The organism is Ferrovum sp. (genome assembly GCF_027317285.1).
Taxonomy (GTDB): Bacteria; Pseudomonadota; Gammaproteobacteria; order Burkholderiales; family Ferrovaceae; genus Ferrovum.
In genome coordinates this window covers 1-13,783 of sequence record NZ_DAHVHV010000010.1, presented here as the reverse complement: position 1 = coordinate 13,783, position 13,783 = coordinate 1, and the positions used below count along the sequence as shown (strand labels likewise).

The 13,783-nt window shown below is 54.0% G+C and carries 18 protein-coding genes and 1 pseudogene; 12 read left to right on the top strand and 7 right to left on the bottom strand.

What is annotated here, in order from left to right:
• Positions 1-15: 15 nt before the first annotated feature.
• The gene (locus tag M6F29_RS03980; RefSeq protein WP_298157637.1) at positions 16-375 is read right to left on the bottom strand and encodes a tyrosine-type recombinase/integrase; all 360 of its coding nucleotides are present in this window, start codon (positions 373-375) and stop codon (positions 16-18) included.
• Between the two features lie 191 nt (positions 376-566).
• On the opposite strand from M6F29_RS03980, the gene M6F29_RS12240 reads away from it, so the two are divergent.
• Positions 567-971, top strand: a complete 405-nt coding sequence (locus M6F29_RS12240; protein ID WP_366525936.1) for a GFA family protein — start codon at positions 567-569, stop codon at positions 969-971.
• A 127-nt stretch (positions 972-1,098) separates the two neighbouring features.
• Here the strand turns inward: M6F29_RS12240 and M6F29_RS03970 are convergent, their stop codons facing one another.
• The 3 genes from M6F29_RS03970 to M6F29_RS03960 are packed head-to-tail and all read right to left on the bottom strand — an operon-like array spanning position 1,099 to position 2,849.
• Positions 1,099-1,518: a GFA family protein gene (locus tag M6F29_RS03970; RefSeq protein WP_298157635.1), complete on the bottom strand. Its 420-nt coding sequence runs from the start codon at positions 1,516-1,518 to the stop codon at positions 1,099-1,101.
• 56 nt (positions 1,519-1,574) lie between these two features.
• Positions 1,575-2,111, bottom strand: a complete 537-nt coding sequence (locus tag M6F29_RS03965) for a DUF2867 domain-containing protein (protein ID WP_298157634.1) — start codon at positions 2,109-2,111, stop codon at positions 1,575-1,577.
• Positions 2,112-2,165: 54 nt separating this feature from the next.
• Entirely contained in the window at positions 2,166-2,849 is a 684-nt protein-coding gene (locus M6F29_RS03960) for a TetR/AcrR family transcriptional regulator (RefSeq protein ID WP_298157633.1), read from the bottom strand.
• A gap of 217 nt (positions 2,850-3,066) precedes the next feature.
• Here M6F29_RS03960 and M6F29_RS03955 point away from each other — a divergent pair, with 217 nt between their 5' ends.
• From M6F29_RS03955 to M6F29_RS12230, 4 genes and pseudogenes are all read left to right on the top strand, one after another.
• Positions 3,067-3,366 (top strand): DUF1348 family protein, encoded by a 300-nt coding sequence (locus M6F29_RS03955; RefSeq protein WP_298157632.1) that lies wholly within the window; start codon positions 3,067-3,069, stop codon positions 3,364-3,366.
• A 28-nt stretch (positions 3,367-3,394) separates the two neighbouring features.
• Positions 3,395-3,661 (top strand): FMN-binding negative transcriptional regulator, encoded by a 267-nt coding sequence (locus M6F29_RS12235; protein WP_366525935.1) that lies wholly within the window; start codon positions 3,395-3,397, stop codon positions 3,659-3,661.
• 22 nt (positions 3,662-3,683) lie between these two features.
• Positions 3,684-4,745 (top strand): PDDEXK nuclease domain-containing protein, encoded by a 1,062-nt coding sequence (locus M6F29_RS03950; RefSeq protein ID WP_298157631.1) that lies wholly within the window; start codon positions 3,684-3,686, stop codon positions 4,743-4,745.
• A gap of 125 nt (positions 4,746-4,870) precedes the next feature.
• Positions 4,871-4,963: pseudogene (locus M6F29_RS12230) on the top strand (type II toxin-antitoxin system MqsA family antitoxin); the annotation flags it as partial.
• Between the two features lie 225 nt (positions 4,964-5,188).
• On the opposite strand, the gene M6F29_RS03945 reads toward M6F29_RS12230, so the two are convergent.
• From M6F29_RS03945 to M6F29_RS03935, 3 genes are all read right to left on the bottom strand, one after another.
• The gene (locus tag M6F29_RS03945; RefSeq protein ID WP_298157630.1) at positions 5,189-5,581 is read right to left on the bottom strand and encodes a clan AA aspartic protease; all 393 of its coding nucleotides are present in this window, start codon (positions 5,579-5,581) and stop codon (positions 5,189-5,191) included.
• A 152-nt stretch (positions 5,582-5,733) separates the two neighbouring features.
• Positions 5,734-5,913, bottom strand: coding sequence for a hypothetical protein (locus tag M6F29_RS03940; protein WP_297485032.1), 180 nt, complete (start codon positions 5,911-5,913; stop codon positions 5,734-5,736).
• Positions 5,914-6,047: 134 nt separating this feature from the next.
• On the bottom strand, positions 6,048-6,248 hold the full coding sequence (locus tag M6F29_RS03935; RefSeq protein ID WP_297453965.1) for a hypothetical protein: 201 nt from the start codon (positions 6,246-6,248) through the stop codon (positions 6,048-6,050).
• Between the two features lie 223 nt (positions 6,249-6,471).
• On the opposite strand from M6F29_RS03935, the gene M6F29_RS03930 reads away from it, so the two are divergent.
• The 7 genes from M6F29_RS03930 to guaA form a co-directional block, all read left to right on the top strand.
• Positions 6,472-6,918 carry a plastocyanin/azurin family copper-binding protein gene (locus tag M6F29_RS03930; protein ID WP_298157629.1) on the top strand — a complete coding sequence of 149 codons (447 nt, stop codon included), beginning with the start codon at positions 6,472-6,474 and terminating at the stop codon, positions 6,916-6,918.
• A 909-nt stretch (positions 6,919-7,827) separates the two neighbouring features.
• Entirely contained in the window at positions 7,828-8,145 is a 318-nt protein-coding gene (gene rplU, locus M6F29_RS03925) for a 50S ribosomal protein L21 (RefSeq protein WP_297453957.1), read from the top strand.
• A gap of 9 nt (positions 8,146-8,154) precedes the next feature.
• Positions 8,155-8,424, top strand: a complete 270-nt coding sequence (gene rpmA, locus M6F29_RS03920; protein ID WP_297453955.1) for a 50S ribosomal protein L27 — start codon at positions 8,155-8,157, stop codon at positions 8,422-8,424.
• A gap of 62 nt (positions 8,425-8,486) precedes the next feature.
• Positions 8,487-9,614: an Obg family GTPase CgtA gene (cgtA, locus tag M6F29_RS03915; protein WP_298157628.1), complete on the top strand. Its 1,128-nt coding sequence runs from the start codon at positions 8,487-8,489 to the stop codon at positions 9,612-9,614.
• A complete protein-coding gene (gene proB / locus M6F29_RS03910; protein WP_298157627.1) occupies positions 9,611-10,756 on the top strand; it encodes a glutamate 5-kinase in 1,146 nt (381 codons plus the stop codon). Before cgtA ends, proB begins: the two co-directional genes overlap by 4 nt.
• A gap of 40 nt (positions 10,757-10,796) precedes the next feature.
• Entirely contained in the window at positions 10,797-12,257 is a 1,461-nt protein-coding gene (gene guaB / locus M6F29_RS03905) for an IMP dehydrogenase (RefSeq protein WP_297498417.1), read from the top strand.
• A 3-nt stretch (positions 12,258-12,260) separates the two neighbouring features.
• Positions 12,261-13,783 (top strand): glutamine-hydrolyzing GMP synthase (gene guaA, locus M6F29_RS03900; protein WP_298157626.1); only part of this gene is annotated, 1,523 nt, incomplete at its 3' end.

Sequence of the window (13,783 nt, the reverse complement as noted above, 5' to 3'; positions counted from 1 at the left end):
AAATTTTTGACCGTTTCACGCCACCTTCTTCCCAATCCTGAATACGGCTTCCGCAAGTTTCCCTGTCGCCAGATGGCTGTACCGTTTGGTACTGGTTGCAGACCGATGCCCCAGTACTGCCCCCACGGTGTACAGATCCACTCCCTGATTGATCATGGCGCTTGCCGCCGAATGTCTCAGGTCATGGAACCTTAACCATTCCATGCCGGCCAGTCTTCTTGCTTCTCTGAAATTCTTTTCAATTCGACCATAGGATAAGCCAACCTTTGCACTAACTATCCTGGGGTGAATTGGAATCCTCCTTTGATCGCCATTCTTGGTGTCTGTGAGAACAAAATGACCATTTTCCCGTTCCGCAGGGTCACGATCACCCATGCTTCCGTGCTTCCGTGCCCACAAATTTGACCAGTTCGGCCTTCTTGGCCTGCATTTCTCGTAACTTCTTGCTCATTTGGTCAGCCTTGACCGCTTTTTTGGGAGCGATCGGCACTCTCTGATGTATGGATTTGATACCATGTGAGTTCCGGCTGATTTGTCTGTTGGATAACTGATCCATGGGGAAATATATGCACAAAGGTAGTTGTCTTTGCGGCGCAGTAGAGTACGAGATTACCGGCCCACTTGACCGTATTTTGCTTTGTCACTGCTCTCGTTGTCGGAAAGCGAATGGCTCGGCGTTTTCCGCCGTATCTCCAGTCGCCGCTTCCGACTTCCGAATCATCAAAGGACAGGAATTTCTGCGCAGTTACTCCACAGATGCGGGTGTACATCGAATATTTTGTGGCACCTGTGGTTCCCCTATTGTCAGCAAACGGGACAATATGCCAGAGACAGTACGGCTGCGCATAGGCACGCTTGATACTCCACTGGATACGGGAATCTCCGCGCATATCTTTGTTGGCTCGAAGGCCGAATGGTATGAAATTCTTGATGGACATACACAGTATGCAGAGCGTCCGCACCCCGGTTAATTCTGCTCTCAAGCGGAACGGCGCAACAGCGCGCAGTTTCTTGGTTCCATTTTTGGCAATCACAATAAATGTCTTAAATGTATCCGGAAAACAGTGGGTTTCTGGACTTTGGCGGGATTTCCAGGTGTTACTGAGGTGCCTGAAATGCCTTGGGAAATTTTGGCAGATCGGGGTTCATGAAATCCCAATGCGCTGCACTTGAAGTATAAATGTCGAGCATGGGCTTAAACATCGAGGGATCGTCAAGGGTTCCTGCACGAAGTCCCAACAGATTTGGAAGTTTCCCTAATTTGGCAAATAGTTGGGAACCACAATTGGGGCAAAATCCTCGACTTATTTTATTTCCGCTGTCCGCAGTTGATTCGTAGTATTTTACCGTGCCGCGGATCTTTACCGTTTTCTCTGGGACAAACAGAGCCGGTGTAAAAGCGCCACCCGAAGTTCTCTGGCAATCACGACAATGACAATTGCCCGAGAAAACTGCCTCTCCGGTAGATTCATAGCGAACATTCCCGCAGAGGCAACCACCAGCCAGTATTTTAGTCATGATACCCCTCCATAATTTATGGAAAAATTATTGTGTATGTCTGACATTGGGTGCTGTTAGGCCACAATTTTCTCGGCGATGATCCGAGAGAGAACTGCTGGAGCAATAAGTCGATGCAACGGCATCACCGGTAGCATATAAATTCGCCCCAGCAGGTTGTGAATGTGGACCACCGTGGTCACCGAGACGGACTGAATGCCTGCTTGGTCAAGAGGATGTTTGTATACGGAGAGGACGACATTCAGATGCTTGTCGCGATCTCCCAGGAGTGCCTCATTGGGCGAATTGGAAAAGAGTGTGAAGATCCCCACTCGATCTCCAGGTGCGTAGGTTGACGCAGGCTTTGATGGGCTCAAATTCCCAAGCGCTCCAAGGTCTTTTAAGCCGACAAACTGAACAATCTTATTCCGCAAAGCCATGAGTGAATGAATCCAGGGCGGAGTATTTGCCAAGGCAGTGAGGAAATAGCCCAGCGCTGTGCGTGTAGTGTCTGGAACAGAAATAATGTAGGAGTCATGAAAATACGCGCCGGACAGTTGTGCGTTGATGGAACTTCCGGGGGGTACATCAGAGAGTATGGCGTGTGGTTTCATTGTGGCCTGCTTTGTGATTGGAAGAAATTTTCGTCATAATTCCAAGCCCTGTCTCTAACTCGGCGTCGTGAATTTCATTGCCAAAGGGGTATCCACGATAAAGGGAGGGACTGAACCCCGCAGGATATTTTTTCCTGCCGAACCAAGTCCCGCCAGAATCCGGGGGACGAGGCTGTTGAAGATGCCGGTTATGTCACCGTCAATTGTTCGAATCGCGCCACCAATCAACAGCCCCGCCAGTCCGTGAACTACTGACCAGGCATAAAGTTCGGCCCCCGATCTGTTTTCAACCGCCAGTACTTTCTCACCCACAAGATCGTCAAGTGCTGTCTGAAGCAGTTGGTAGGGGGATGTTCTGTCTGTTTCGGGTTTTTCCTGAAACGGTATGCCGAACATCACCTGGAAATGCGGGGGGTTGTTCACTGCAAAAGTGACATAAGCCAGACCCAATGCCTGGAATGCCGCAAGGGCAGGGCATTCTGGATTGAGCGTGCGGGCTTCTGCCATGGCGTGTTCCATCTGCAGGGCGAGACGCTGAAATCCGTCCAGGGCTACTGCGTTCAGTAGATCTTCCTTGCTGGAGAAATGACGATAAGCGGCGCTGGGCGACACCCCGACATGGGCCGCTGCTTCCCGCAGGCTGAATCCCGCTACGCCATGCTGGGCGATGAGCGAAACTGCTGCCTCGATCAGGGCCTGCTCCAGGTTTCCGTGGTGATACTGGTTTCTTTTTTCCATGTGAACAATGTTGACATATTTAATGGGTAAATGTAAAGTGAACGCTAATCACATGGGGGTGTGGCAATGAAATTTTCACCTTCCTTCTCTCCTGTTCATGGATGGAAAGCCAACTTTAATGATGGTTCTGCTACTCGCTGCCGAGATTATTTTTTCTATATTGTCCGTTGTTGTCCTGACCGTGTCGGACAATAAAAACTCTTGTGGCGCATAGCCCTTGGAAAATTACTTCCTTCTCAAGTTCATTCACCTTCTCGGTGTAGTCATTTTTCGGGACCTATGGGCCTTTTCCGGGAATCGTCTGGCCGTGCGTTTTGCTTACGAGTGGCACGATGACTCGGGTCATTGGTTCCGTTCCTATGGCAACGAAAACTGGGAATTCAATGAGCAAGGGTTCATGGTGCGCCGCTTGGCCAGCATTAACGATCTGCCCATCCAGGCCAATGACGGGAAATTCTTCTGGCCTTTGGGGCGTCGCCCTGAGGATCACCCTGGATTGAGCGAGTTGGGGTTATAGTCGCGGTTGAACCCAGCGAGGAAATATCGTGTATATCCCCCCCCAATTCGAAGAATCCCGCGTCGAAGTTTTGCATCAACTGATCTGTACCTACTCCTTGGGAACTCTGGTGACGCTCTCGGCTTCCGGGATGGAGGCCAATCACATTCCCTTCCATCTCACGCCTGAACCAACTCCCTTCGGTACCTTGCAAGGCCATATGGCTCACGCCAATCCGACGTGGAAAAGTTTCAATCCGGAACTTAACGTTACACAACGATGGCGGTGGAAGTGGCCAAAACCAAGCCCGCTTTGAGAGTAACAAGAGGAAAGAAAATATGAGCGATAACCCCATCAGCCTGACCCCACCCCCCGAGGGCTATGCCGACTGGCTGTCCGATCTCAAGGACCGTATTCACACCGCGCAGCAGCGCGCCACGCTGGCGGTCAACCGCGAACTGGTACTGTTGTACTGGCACATCGGCTACGATATTCTGGCGCGGCAGGCTGCACAGGGATGGGGGTCAAAGGTGATCGAGCGTCTGGCGCATGATTTGTGCACCGCTTTTCCTGAGATGAAGGGGTTTTCGCCGCGCAACCTTAAGTACATGCGTGCTTTTTCCCAAGCGTGGCCGGATGTGAAGTTTGTGCAAGAGGTGCTTGCACAATTGCCCTGGTATCACCAGTTGGCACTGCTGGACAAACTTGATAGCCCCGCGAACCGCCACTGGTATGCCACCCAAGCCATCAAGTACAACTGGTCGCGCAATATTCTGGTGATGCAGATCGAAACTGGCCTGCTGGAGCGTAGCGGCACGGCGGTCACCAACTTCTCAGCCAGTTTGCCAAAACCGCAATCTGACCTAGCCCGAGAGTCGGTGAAAGACCCGTATCGCTTCGACTTTCTGGGTCTGACCAACGAGGCGCAGGAGCGCGAGATCGAAAATGCCTTGGTGAAGCATGTTACCGAATTTCTGCTGGAGTTGGGCGCGGGCTTTGCATTTGTCGGGCGACAGGTGCTGCTGGATGTCGGCGGTGACGAGTTTTTCATTGATCTGCTGTTCTATCACCTCAAGTTGCGCTGCTATGTAGTGATTGAGCTCAAGGGTGGAAAATTCAAGCCCGAACATTTGGGGCAACTTGGATTTTATCTGACTGCCATGGATCGTCAGGTCAAAGGCGAACTGGACAACCCAACCATTGGGCTTTTGCTCTGCAAGAGCAAAAACAAGATCGTGGCCGAATATGCCTTGGGCGATAAGACCCAGCCCATGGGGATTGCCGAATATAAACTGCTCGAGTCCCTGCCTGCCGAACTACAAACCAGCCTGCCCAGCATCGAACAGATTGAGCGAGAATTGACGGGCAGCAGCGCATTCACAGAGGACGACCCAGAATGACGAACCCCACCAACGCCTAAACCGTGCCTTCGGTGTCCATCACTACGGCACGCACCGGTCCGTATCGCCAGACACCGCGCTTCCGTCCAATGGCTTCAGGTCTGCCACTCCTCCACCCGCATTCCACCACCAAGCCCCCGTTGGCCTTGGTCAAGTTGTTCAAGTTGCTTGATCGTCACCCCGACCTACTCAATGAGTTGACATCCTCCCCGGCATGAATCCGTGGGCGGGAAAAATTCGGAAATCCCGAAGGGGGAATTTTTGACCAAACAGGGTCATTTGACGCGATTCTTGCGCGTGGTGCAAGTTATAACTTATTGATTATCAATGTGTGAATAGATTGCATGCTTACTTTTAATCTGTTGGTCGAAGGTTCGAATCCCGTACGACCTACCAATGAATCAAATAGTTATAGCAATTTCCAGGAAATAGGATTTCCGCAATTACTTTATGACTCCTTTGGCCATGGATGCGGGAATATTTGGGCTCAGCGGGTTGACGCTGACGCGTAGTTTTGCCGGTTCAATGATCAAATCCATGTCTTCCATCGGAATGGCACCGAGCAACACTTGATTACCGATGACCAGTGCACCGGTTACGCATTCTCGGTTAAGCATGGAAATCCGCACAGGTGAGACATAGTCCACTAGGTGCGACTTGCCATCGGCTGTTTGTACTTCTCGTTTTGATCTGGTCTTGAGTTGTAATTGCAGGGCGATGTGCTCAGGAATACACAAGTGCATTGCGCCCGTATCCACCACGGCGCAGGCATTCAACTCTTCCAGATCATCCCGTGCATCGTTGGCCAGTCTTAAATCTGCGTAGGTGATACCCATCTTTGTCTCCTCCCGCGTTGATTGATGACCACCTTCGGCCCCTCTCATTATACCGATGTCACCAGCAGTCCGAATTTCCCGGAAACCATCGTTAAAGCCGTTCCCCCTCGGCGTGGGAGATGTTCATGGGTGAGCGAACGTGTCTCGGAGTTTCAGTAGATTTCGGAATCGCTGTCCGAGGGCATCGTTGTGAGTGCCAACTCGATATTTGAGGCCAGGTCTTTGGCATAGTCCGCTGCTTCGGACAAACGGATCGACTCATAGAACTCTGCTTTCAGCCGAAAATTTTTGATGTCTTCCATCAGCAACGCTCTTATCTCATCTTTTTTCATCTTGATCTCCATTTTGCGGTTGACCGAGGTTTGATCTGTGCTTCTCTTCTGCCGTTATTGCCGTTCGATCGCCATGGTCGCTCGAGCGCTGTGCTCGAGCCAAAAGCCCTGTGACTGGGTCAATGGCTCAAAGTTCAGGGCGGCGGCGTAGGCTCGGTAGTTCCCTGACCTTTTTCAGGATGATAGTCGTATTTTACTGTTTCATCGGGATTTTCTTTATTTTCATATTTTTTGTCTTCTTTTTCGTCCTCTTTTTTATCGGTGCTGCTTTCTCCGGTGGTGGCTACAAAAACAATGGATCCCAGAAAAAGCAGGCCTATGATGGTTTCAAGCATAAAATACTGGGTCCTTTCTGGCTGGTGAAGCGGTGGAAACGGAATTATTCCATAGGCGTCCTTCCGTCCGGTGAAAAAATCGTCATATTTTTTGGTAGGGAACGAACCTTCGAGTGATTTTCGTATTCTAAAGTTCGAGGAGTCATTCCTCGCGGGTTGTCGACGGACACGCAGCCCATCGGTCGACAACAGATTCGTTCATAATAAATCTGAGGAGACCGCCATGAAAAAAATAACCATTGCGCTGACAGTGTGGTTGACCTGTATCGGTATGAATGCATGGTCTGCGGACCATGAGGTCAAGATGATGACGCAGGGGAGCGACGGACAGACGCTGGTCTTTGAGCCTTCATTCATCAAGGTCGCGGTGGGGGATACCGTTACCTTCAAACCCATGCAGAAAGCGGGTCATACCAGTTATTCCATCTTCGAGCCGGAAGGGGCAAAGCCCTGGAAAGCGCAGCCCGATTCGGAAATCACTGTCAAACTGGACAAGGAGGGGGTTTATCTGGTGGAGTGTTTTGTCCATAAGACCCTGGGTATGGTCGCTGTGATCCAGGCCGGAAAACCGGTCAATCTCGAGGCCGCCAAGCAAAAAGCGGCGGAAGAGTCCGCCAAGATGGCGGTTGGGAAGGATCGCTTCGCCAAGGAGTTGGCGCTCGTCAAGTAGGGTGACAGGGTGAGTCTGGCTGGCCTCTCGCCTCCATTTTCCGGGGGGTGGGGGGGCGGTTCCGGCTGCGGGTAGGATGCCGCCATTGGAACAAATAGCGCGGAAAATCTTTCGGTGTTTGGGCGATGGAAATCCGGTGGGCGGTATTAGCATGCCCTTTGGGGAGAGTTCTGAGGCCGGGGGCTGATATGTCGATATTGAGTGGTATGGGGGGGATCGGGGCAACGCTTGCCGCAGGTAACGTCCTGACTTCCGCCGTGTCCAGAAGGCATGGAGGCGGTCATGGGGAGGGGCAAACGGCCGTTGCGGTCTCAGGGTTTGCGGGAGGGACGCTTATGCCCTCCGTGGTGCAGTCCCTGCGTCAGGCCATTGGCACGGGCTCTTCGAGATCGACAGGCTCTGCCGTGTCCTCGCCTCCTGCAACGAGTGTTACAAATTCTCATTCATCGGGGAAGTCCCCTGAGCAGGCGTTGAATGCCTTCGTTCAGGCGCTTTTTTCCTCCCTGTATGGGGCAAATAACGCGGTTTCGACAAATTCTGCACAATCCGCGGGGCCGGCGGCGTCGACCGGATACCTCTCCGCGCCGGGTTCTCTGGAAAACCGCTTGAGTGGTTTGATCCAGACGCTTTCCTCCGTGAATCCATCGTCCGTGCCGAGGCCGGCTGCGACAGGGGGGCTAGCGGGTGAGGCGGGTGTTTCCTCTCATGGGGCATTGCAACAGGAGTTTCACAATCTCTTGTCTGCTTACGGGGCGACACAGGGTCAAGCGACCCTCAATGGATTTCTTACCTCATTGTCAAACAATTTGCGGAATAATGGCGCCAGTTTGGGGTTCAATGCGATTGCTTGACAGGGTGGGTGTATGAGGTTAGAATTCCATGTTCTGTGAATTTATCAAGGTGAATCCCATGTATGCGGTCATCAAGACGGGCGGTAAGCAATATCGCGTTCAGTCCGGAGAGAAGTTGAAAGTAGAGCGGATCGAGGCAGAAGTTGGTTCTGAGATAGGCCTCGATCAGGTATTGATGATTGCAGATGGAGAGACCTTGCATGTCGGACGCCCTTTGGTAGAAGGGGCGAAGGTCGCGGCAACAGTGGTCAGTCACGGTCGTCACGACAAGGTGCGTATCTTCAAGATGCGTCGCCGTAAACACTACCAGAAACACCAAGGACATCGGCAGAATTACACGGAACTGCAAATCGGTTCCATCACGACGGCAGTTTGAGGTTAAAACATGGCACATAAAAAGGCAGGCGGGAGTTCCCGCAATGGACGTGACTCAGAATCGAAACGGTTGGGGGTCAAGGCCTATGGTGGGCAGCATGTCAGCGCGGGGAGCATCATCGTGCGGCAGCGGGGCACACGTATTCATCCGGGATCCAATGTTGGGATGGGAAAGGATCATACCCTCTTCGCCAAGGTGGAAGGGCATGTCGTATTCCGCAACAAGGGCCCACTCAACGACAAGATCGTCATCATTGAACCCTTGGCCAGCGTTGCTTGATCGGGCGTTGCGATTACAGGAAAATAAAGCCCTATCCGTTGTGATAGGGCTTTTTTATTGATATGAAATTCATTGATGAAGCACGGATTCAAATTCATGCCGGAAAGGGTGGGGACGGCTCCGCCAGTTTTCGGCGCGAGAAGTATGTTCCCAGAGGCGGTCCCGATGGTGGGGATGGCGGGCGCGGGGGCAGTATCATCGCGGTCGCTGATCGCAATATCAATACCCTTGTGGACTATCGTTTTGCGCGCATCCACCGGGCCAAAAATGGTGAACCCGGGCGGGGTGCGGATTGCAACGGGCGGGGCGCGCCGGATGTGATGCTCCGCATGCCCGTGGGAACCCTGATTCGGGAAGCCGAATCAGGCGCGATCATGGCAGATTTGACCCGGCACGGTCAGCAGGTGGTTCTGGCGCAGGGAGGACAGGGCGGGCTTGGTAATCTGCACTTCAAGTCCAGCACCAATCGTGCGCCCCGTCAGTTCACCAAGGGTGAAGCGGGGGAGGAAAAAGAGTTACAACTCGAACTCAAGGTGCTGGCGGACATCGGTCTGCTGGGGTACCCCAACGCGGGCAAATCGACGTTCATTCGTTCGGTTTCCGCGGCTCGTCCCAAGGTGGCCGACTACCCTTTTACCACGCTTCAACCACACCTTGGCGTGGTCCGGGTGGATGATGCACGTAGTTTTGTCATAGCGGATATTCCGGGTTTGATTGAAGGCGCATCGGAAGGCGCGGGATTGGGACATCAATTTTTGCGACATCTGACGCGCACCCGTTTGTTGCTGCATCTGGTGGATTGTGCGCCGCTCGATGAAGAAATCGATCTGGTGGGACAGGCTCGAGCCTTGAGCAATGAATTGCTCAAGTATGATGAGACGCTTCATGCCAAGCCGCGTTGGATCCTTCTCAACAAAATGGATATGCTCTCCGAGGGGGCACGCTCAGAAGTCCGGACGCTTTTTGAACAGTCTTTAGGGCCTCAACGATTCTTTGAGTTGTCGGCATTGACGGGAGAAGGATGTCGGGAGCTGTGTTTTGCGATCATGGAGCATCTTCAGGAAATGAGGGCACAGAATCCGGAGACTGAAGAACTGGTGAGCGATGAGTCGACAAGCCCCCCGTCTGACCTGGGTGCTGAGTCGGGTCTGGATCGGCGCCCATCTGATGCCTCAGAGAGCGAGGAATGACTTCCTTTGTGCGTACAGCACAGCGTCTGGTCATCAAGATTGGCAGCAGTCTGTTGACCAATGAGGGGCGAGGTCTGGATCATGCGGCCATGCAGGGTTGGGCGGAGCAAATCCAGTTCCTGCGCAGGAAAGGGAAATCTGTGGTGCTGGTTTCCTCCGGGGCTGTGGCTGAAGGGATGCGTCGTCTGGGTTTGAATAACCGGCCCAAGGCGTTACACGAATTGCAAGCGGCCGCAGCCGTGGGACAGATGGGTTTGATCCAGGGATGGGAAACCTGTTTTCGTTCCTATGGCGTTGGTACGGCCCAGATTTTATTGACGCGTGCGGATCTGGCTTCGCGTGAACGGTACCTGAACGCCCGATCCACCTTGTCAACTTTGTTGGGCTGGGGGATCGTTCCCATCATTAATGAAAACGACACTGTGGCAACGGACGAAATCAAGGTGGGGGATAACGACACCTTGGGTTCGCTGGTGACCCAGTTGATCGAAGCCGACGGATTGGTGATCCTGACAGACCAAGCCGGACTTTTTACGGCGGACCCGCGCAAGGATCCCAATGCAACCCTGATTGGCGAGGCGAAGGCTGGCGATCCGAACCTCGAAACCATGGCGGGTGGTGCAGGTTCGATCCTGGGGCGCGGTGGAATGCTCACGAAAGTCCAGGCCGCCAAACGGGCGGCGCGCAGTGGCGCACACACGGCCATCGTTTGGGGAAGAGAACCCAATGTTCTGAATCGTCTGGCAGACGGAGAGCGCATCGGTACCCAATTGATGGCCAGTCTTCCCGCCTTGACGGCGCGCAAGCAATGGTTGGGCGACGCCTTGCCGGTGCGTGGCAGTTTGAGGCTGGATGACGGGGCGGTCAGGGCTCTTTGCCGGGAACAAAAAAGTTTGCTGCCGGTGGGGGTAACTGCCGTGCAAGGAGAGTTCGAACGCGGAGAGTTGGTCCGTTGTCTGGACGGGGAAGGGAGGGAAATCGCCCGGGGGTTGGTCAATTATTCTGCTCGGGAGACCACTGGCATTCTGGGGCATCCGACCGAGAGCATCGAGAATGTGCTGGGTTATGTGGATGAACCCGAACTGATTCACCGGGACAATCTGGTTTTGCTGCAGGGGCGGATGCCAGAAGCAGAAGAATAGAGGACTCGCGTATAATGCGCTTTTGCACGGGAGACAGGTCATGCGCGTGGTTGAAAAAGCACTGACTTTTGATGATGTTTTACTCGTACCGGCCCATTCACAGGTATTGCCGAGGGAAGTCACCCTAACGACGCAGTTGACCCGTGGAATTTCCCTGAATATCCCGCTCCTGTCCTCTGCCATGGATACGGTCACTGAAGCGCGTCTGGCCATTGCCCTGGCTCAGGAGGGGGGAATCGGGATCCTTCACAAAAATCTTTCCATCGAGCAGCAGGCTGCTGAAGTGGCCAAGGTCAAACGTTTCGAATCCGGAGTCGTGCGTGATCCGATCACCATCACACCGGATATGCCAGTCGGGGAGGTGGTTCAGCGTACGCGCCAGCATCGCATCTCGGGTTTGCCCGTGGTACAGGACGGGCGGGTGGTGGGCATCGTGACCAATCGGGACTTGCGGTTCGAAGGTCGCCTGGATCAGCCGGTGAGCGCAGTGATGACGCCGCGGGAGCGTTTGGTGACGGTGCGCGAGGGAGCAACTCGCGATGAGGCCATGAAATTGATGCACCAGCACCGACTGGAACGTGTGTTGGTCGTCAATGACCAGTTCGAATTGCGTGGTTTGATTACCGTGAAAGACATTCTCAAATCCAGCGAGCACCCTCTGGCCGCCAAGGACTCCGCGGGACGCCTGAGAGTTGGGGCTGCGGTTGGCGTGGGCGAAGGTACGGAAGAACGGGTTGCGGCTCTGATCGAGGCGGGAGTCGACGTTCTGGTTGTGGACACGGCCCACGGGCATAGCCAGGGAGTGCTGGATCGGGTACGCTGGATCAAGCGGCATTATCCCCATATGGAAGTGATTGGCGGGAATGTGGCGACGGCCGCAGCGGCCCGTGCGCTGGTGGATCATGGTGCCGATGGTGTCAAGGTGGGGATAGGTCCGGGTTCCATTTGTACCACTCGTATCGTGGCAGGAGTCGGTGTTCCCCAGATTACGGCGGTTCATAACGTGGCGACGGCTCTGGACGGAACGGGGGTTCCCTGCATTGCCGATGGCGGCATCCGCTTTTCTGGAGATGTGGCCAAGGCCCTGGCCGCTGGAGCAAATACCGTGATGATTGGAGGGCTGTTTGCGGGCACTGAAGAGGCGCCCGGCGAAACCGAATTGTTCCAGGGACGCTCCTACAAATCCTATCGAGGGATGGGATCTCTGGGGGCGATGCAGCAGGGATCCAGTGACCGCTACTTTCAGGAAGAGGAAAACAATGCAGACAAACTGGTTCCCGAAGGGGTGGAAGGACGCGTGCCCTACAAGGGGCCGGTCTCGGTGGTGATTCACCAGTTGATGGGGGGAGTTCGGGCCAGCATGGGCTATCTGGGCTGTCACACCATCGACGAAGTCCACCAGCGTGCGGAGTTTGTGGAAATATCCTATGCCGGAATGCGTGAGTCTCACGTCCATGACGTGCACATCACCAAAGAAGCACCCAACTACCATATAGATTGAGTTATGTCCCGCCAGAAAATTCTGATTCTTGACTTCGGGGCCCAGTACGTCCAGTTGATTGCGCGGCGCGTTCGGGAGGCTGGGGTCTATTGTGAATTACATCCTTGGGATGTTACCGATCAATTCGTGCGGGAATTTGCGCCGCAGGGCGTGATCTTGTCCGGAGGACCGTCTTCGGTGACGACTGGGCATGAGGCCCCTCGTGCTCCGCAGTCCGTGTTTGAGTTGGGTGTTCCTGTTCTGGGAATTTGTTATGGGATGCAGACCATGGCTGCCCAACTGGGCGGTCAGGTGGAAAATGCCGTCGTGCGCGAATTTGGGCATGCGACCGTCCAGACATTGGGGGATTCTTCCCTGTTTGCCGGGTTGTCTGATCAGGAAGGTCCGCACGGAGAATCCCTGCTGTCGGTATGGATGAGTCACGGCGATAAAGTAACTTCACTGCCTCCAGGGTTTTTTGTCAGTGCGGCGAATGCAGCGACCCCGATTGCGGCCATGGCCGATGAAACCCGTCATTTCTACGGGGTTCAGTTCCATCCGGAAGTGACCCACACAGCGCAGGGGAAAGCGCTTTTGACCCGTTTTGTGAGGGATATCTGCGGCCTCTCTGCAGATTGGACCATGCCCCATTTCATCACTCAGGCGGTGCAGGAAATCCGGGACCAGGTCGGCACGGATGAAGTCATTCTTGGACTTTCCGGCGGCGTGGATTCTTCAGTAGCGGCGGTTCTCATCCACAAGGCGATTGGTCCACAGTTGACCTGTGTTTTTGTGGACCATGGCTTATTGCGTTACCGGGAAGCCGAGGAAGTCATGGCCACCTTCGCCCAGCACCTTGGTCTCAAGGTGATTCACGTGGATGCCCGAGCAACCTTTATGGGGCATCTGGCAGGCGTCACAGACCCTGAACAGAAACGGAAAATCATTGGTCGTGAATTCGTCGAGGTTTTTCAGCGCGAAGCCGAACGCTTGCCGCAGGCCAAGTGGTTGGCTCAAGGAACCATCTATCCGGACGTCATCGAATCCGCCGGCTCCAAAAACGGCAAAGCCCAGAATATCAAATCCCACCATAATGTGGGCGGGCTTCCCGATACGCTTCATCTGAAACTGCTTGAGCCCTTGCGCGATCTGTTCAAGGATGAAGTACGCGCCCTGGGGGTGGAACTGGGGCTTCCTTCTGAAATGGTTCATCGTCACCCCTTTCCGGGGCCGGGTATGGGCGTGCGCGTACTGGGCGAAGTGTCTCCTCACTTTGTTGATCTGCTGCAGCGTGCCGATGCCATCTTTATCGAAGAATTGCGCTCTTCGGGGTGGTATGACCAGGTTTCCCAGGCTTTCGCGGTGTTCTTGCCCGTGCGTTCGGTAGGAGTCATGGGGGATGGACGGACCTATGAACATGTCGTGGCTTTGCGTGCCGTGGTCACCAGCGACTTCATGACAGCCCACTGGGCCGAACTCCCTTACGCTCTGCTGGGAAAAGTTTCCAATAGAATCATCAATGAGGTACGTGGAATCAACCGCGTGGT

Bases quoted from the DNA above. Each gene is read 5' to 3' on its own strand.
- M6F29_RS03980 (WP_298157637.1), bottom strand. From the start codon at position 375: ATGGGTGATCGTGACCCTGCGGAACGGGAAAATGGTCATTTTGTTCTC.
- M6F29_RS12240 (WP_366525936.1), top strand. From the start codon at position 567: ATGCACAAAGGTAGTTGTCTTTGCGGCGCAGTAGAGTACGAGATTACC.
- M6F29_RS03970 (WP_298157635.1), bottom strand. From the start codon at position 1,518: ATGACTAAAATACTGGCTGGTGGTTGCCTCTGCGGGAATGTTCGCTAT.
- M6F29_RS03965 (WP_298157634.1), bottom strand. From the start codon at position 2,111: ATGAAACCACACGCCATACTCTCTGATGTACCCCCCGGAAGTTCCATC.
- M6F29_RS03960 (WP_298157633.1), bottom strand. From the start codon at position 2,849: ATGGAAAAAAGAAACCAGTATCACCACGGAAACCTGGAGCAGGCCCTG.
- M6F29_RS03950 (WP_298157631.1), top strand. From the start codon at position 3,684: ATGAGCGATAACCCCATCAGCCTGACCCCACCCCCCGAGGGCTATGCC.
- M6F29_RS03945 (WP_298157630.1), bottom strand. From the start codon at position 5,581: ATGGGTATCACCTACGCAGATTTAAGACTGGCCAACGATGCACGGGAT.
- M6F29_RS03940 (WP_297485032.1), bottom strand. From the start codon at position 5,913: ATGAAAAAAGATGAGATAAGAGCGTTGCTGATGGAAGACATCAAAAAT.
- M6F29_RS03935 (WP_297453965.1), bottom strand. From the start codon at position 6,248: ATGCTTGAAACCATCATAGGCCTGCTTTTTCTGGGATCCATTGTTTTT.
- M6F29_RS03930 (WP_298157629.1), top strand. From the start codon at position 6,472: ATGAAAAAAATAACCATTGCGCTGACAGTGTGGTTGACCTGTATCGGT.
- rplU (WP_297453957.1), top strand. From the start codon at position 7,828: ATGTATGCGGTCATCAAGACGGGCGGTAAGCAATATCGCGTTCAGTCC.
- rpmA (WP_297453955.1), top strand. From the start codon at position 8,155: ATGGCACATAAAAAGGCAGGCGGGAGTTCCCGCAATGGACGTGACTCA.
- cgtA (WP_298157628.1), top strand. From the start codon at position 8,487: ATGAAATTCATTGATGAAGCACGGATTCAAATTCATGCCGGAAAGGGT.
- proB (WP_298157627.1), top strand. From the start codon at position 9,611: ATGACTTCCTTTGTGCGTACAGCACAGCGTCTGGTCATCAAGATTGGC.
- guaB (WP_297498417.1), top strand. From the start codon at position 10,797: ATGCGCGTGGTTGAAAAAGCACTGACTTTTGATGATGTTTTACTCGTA.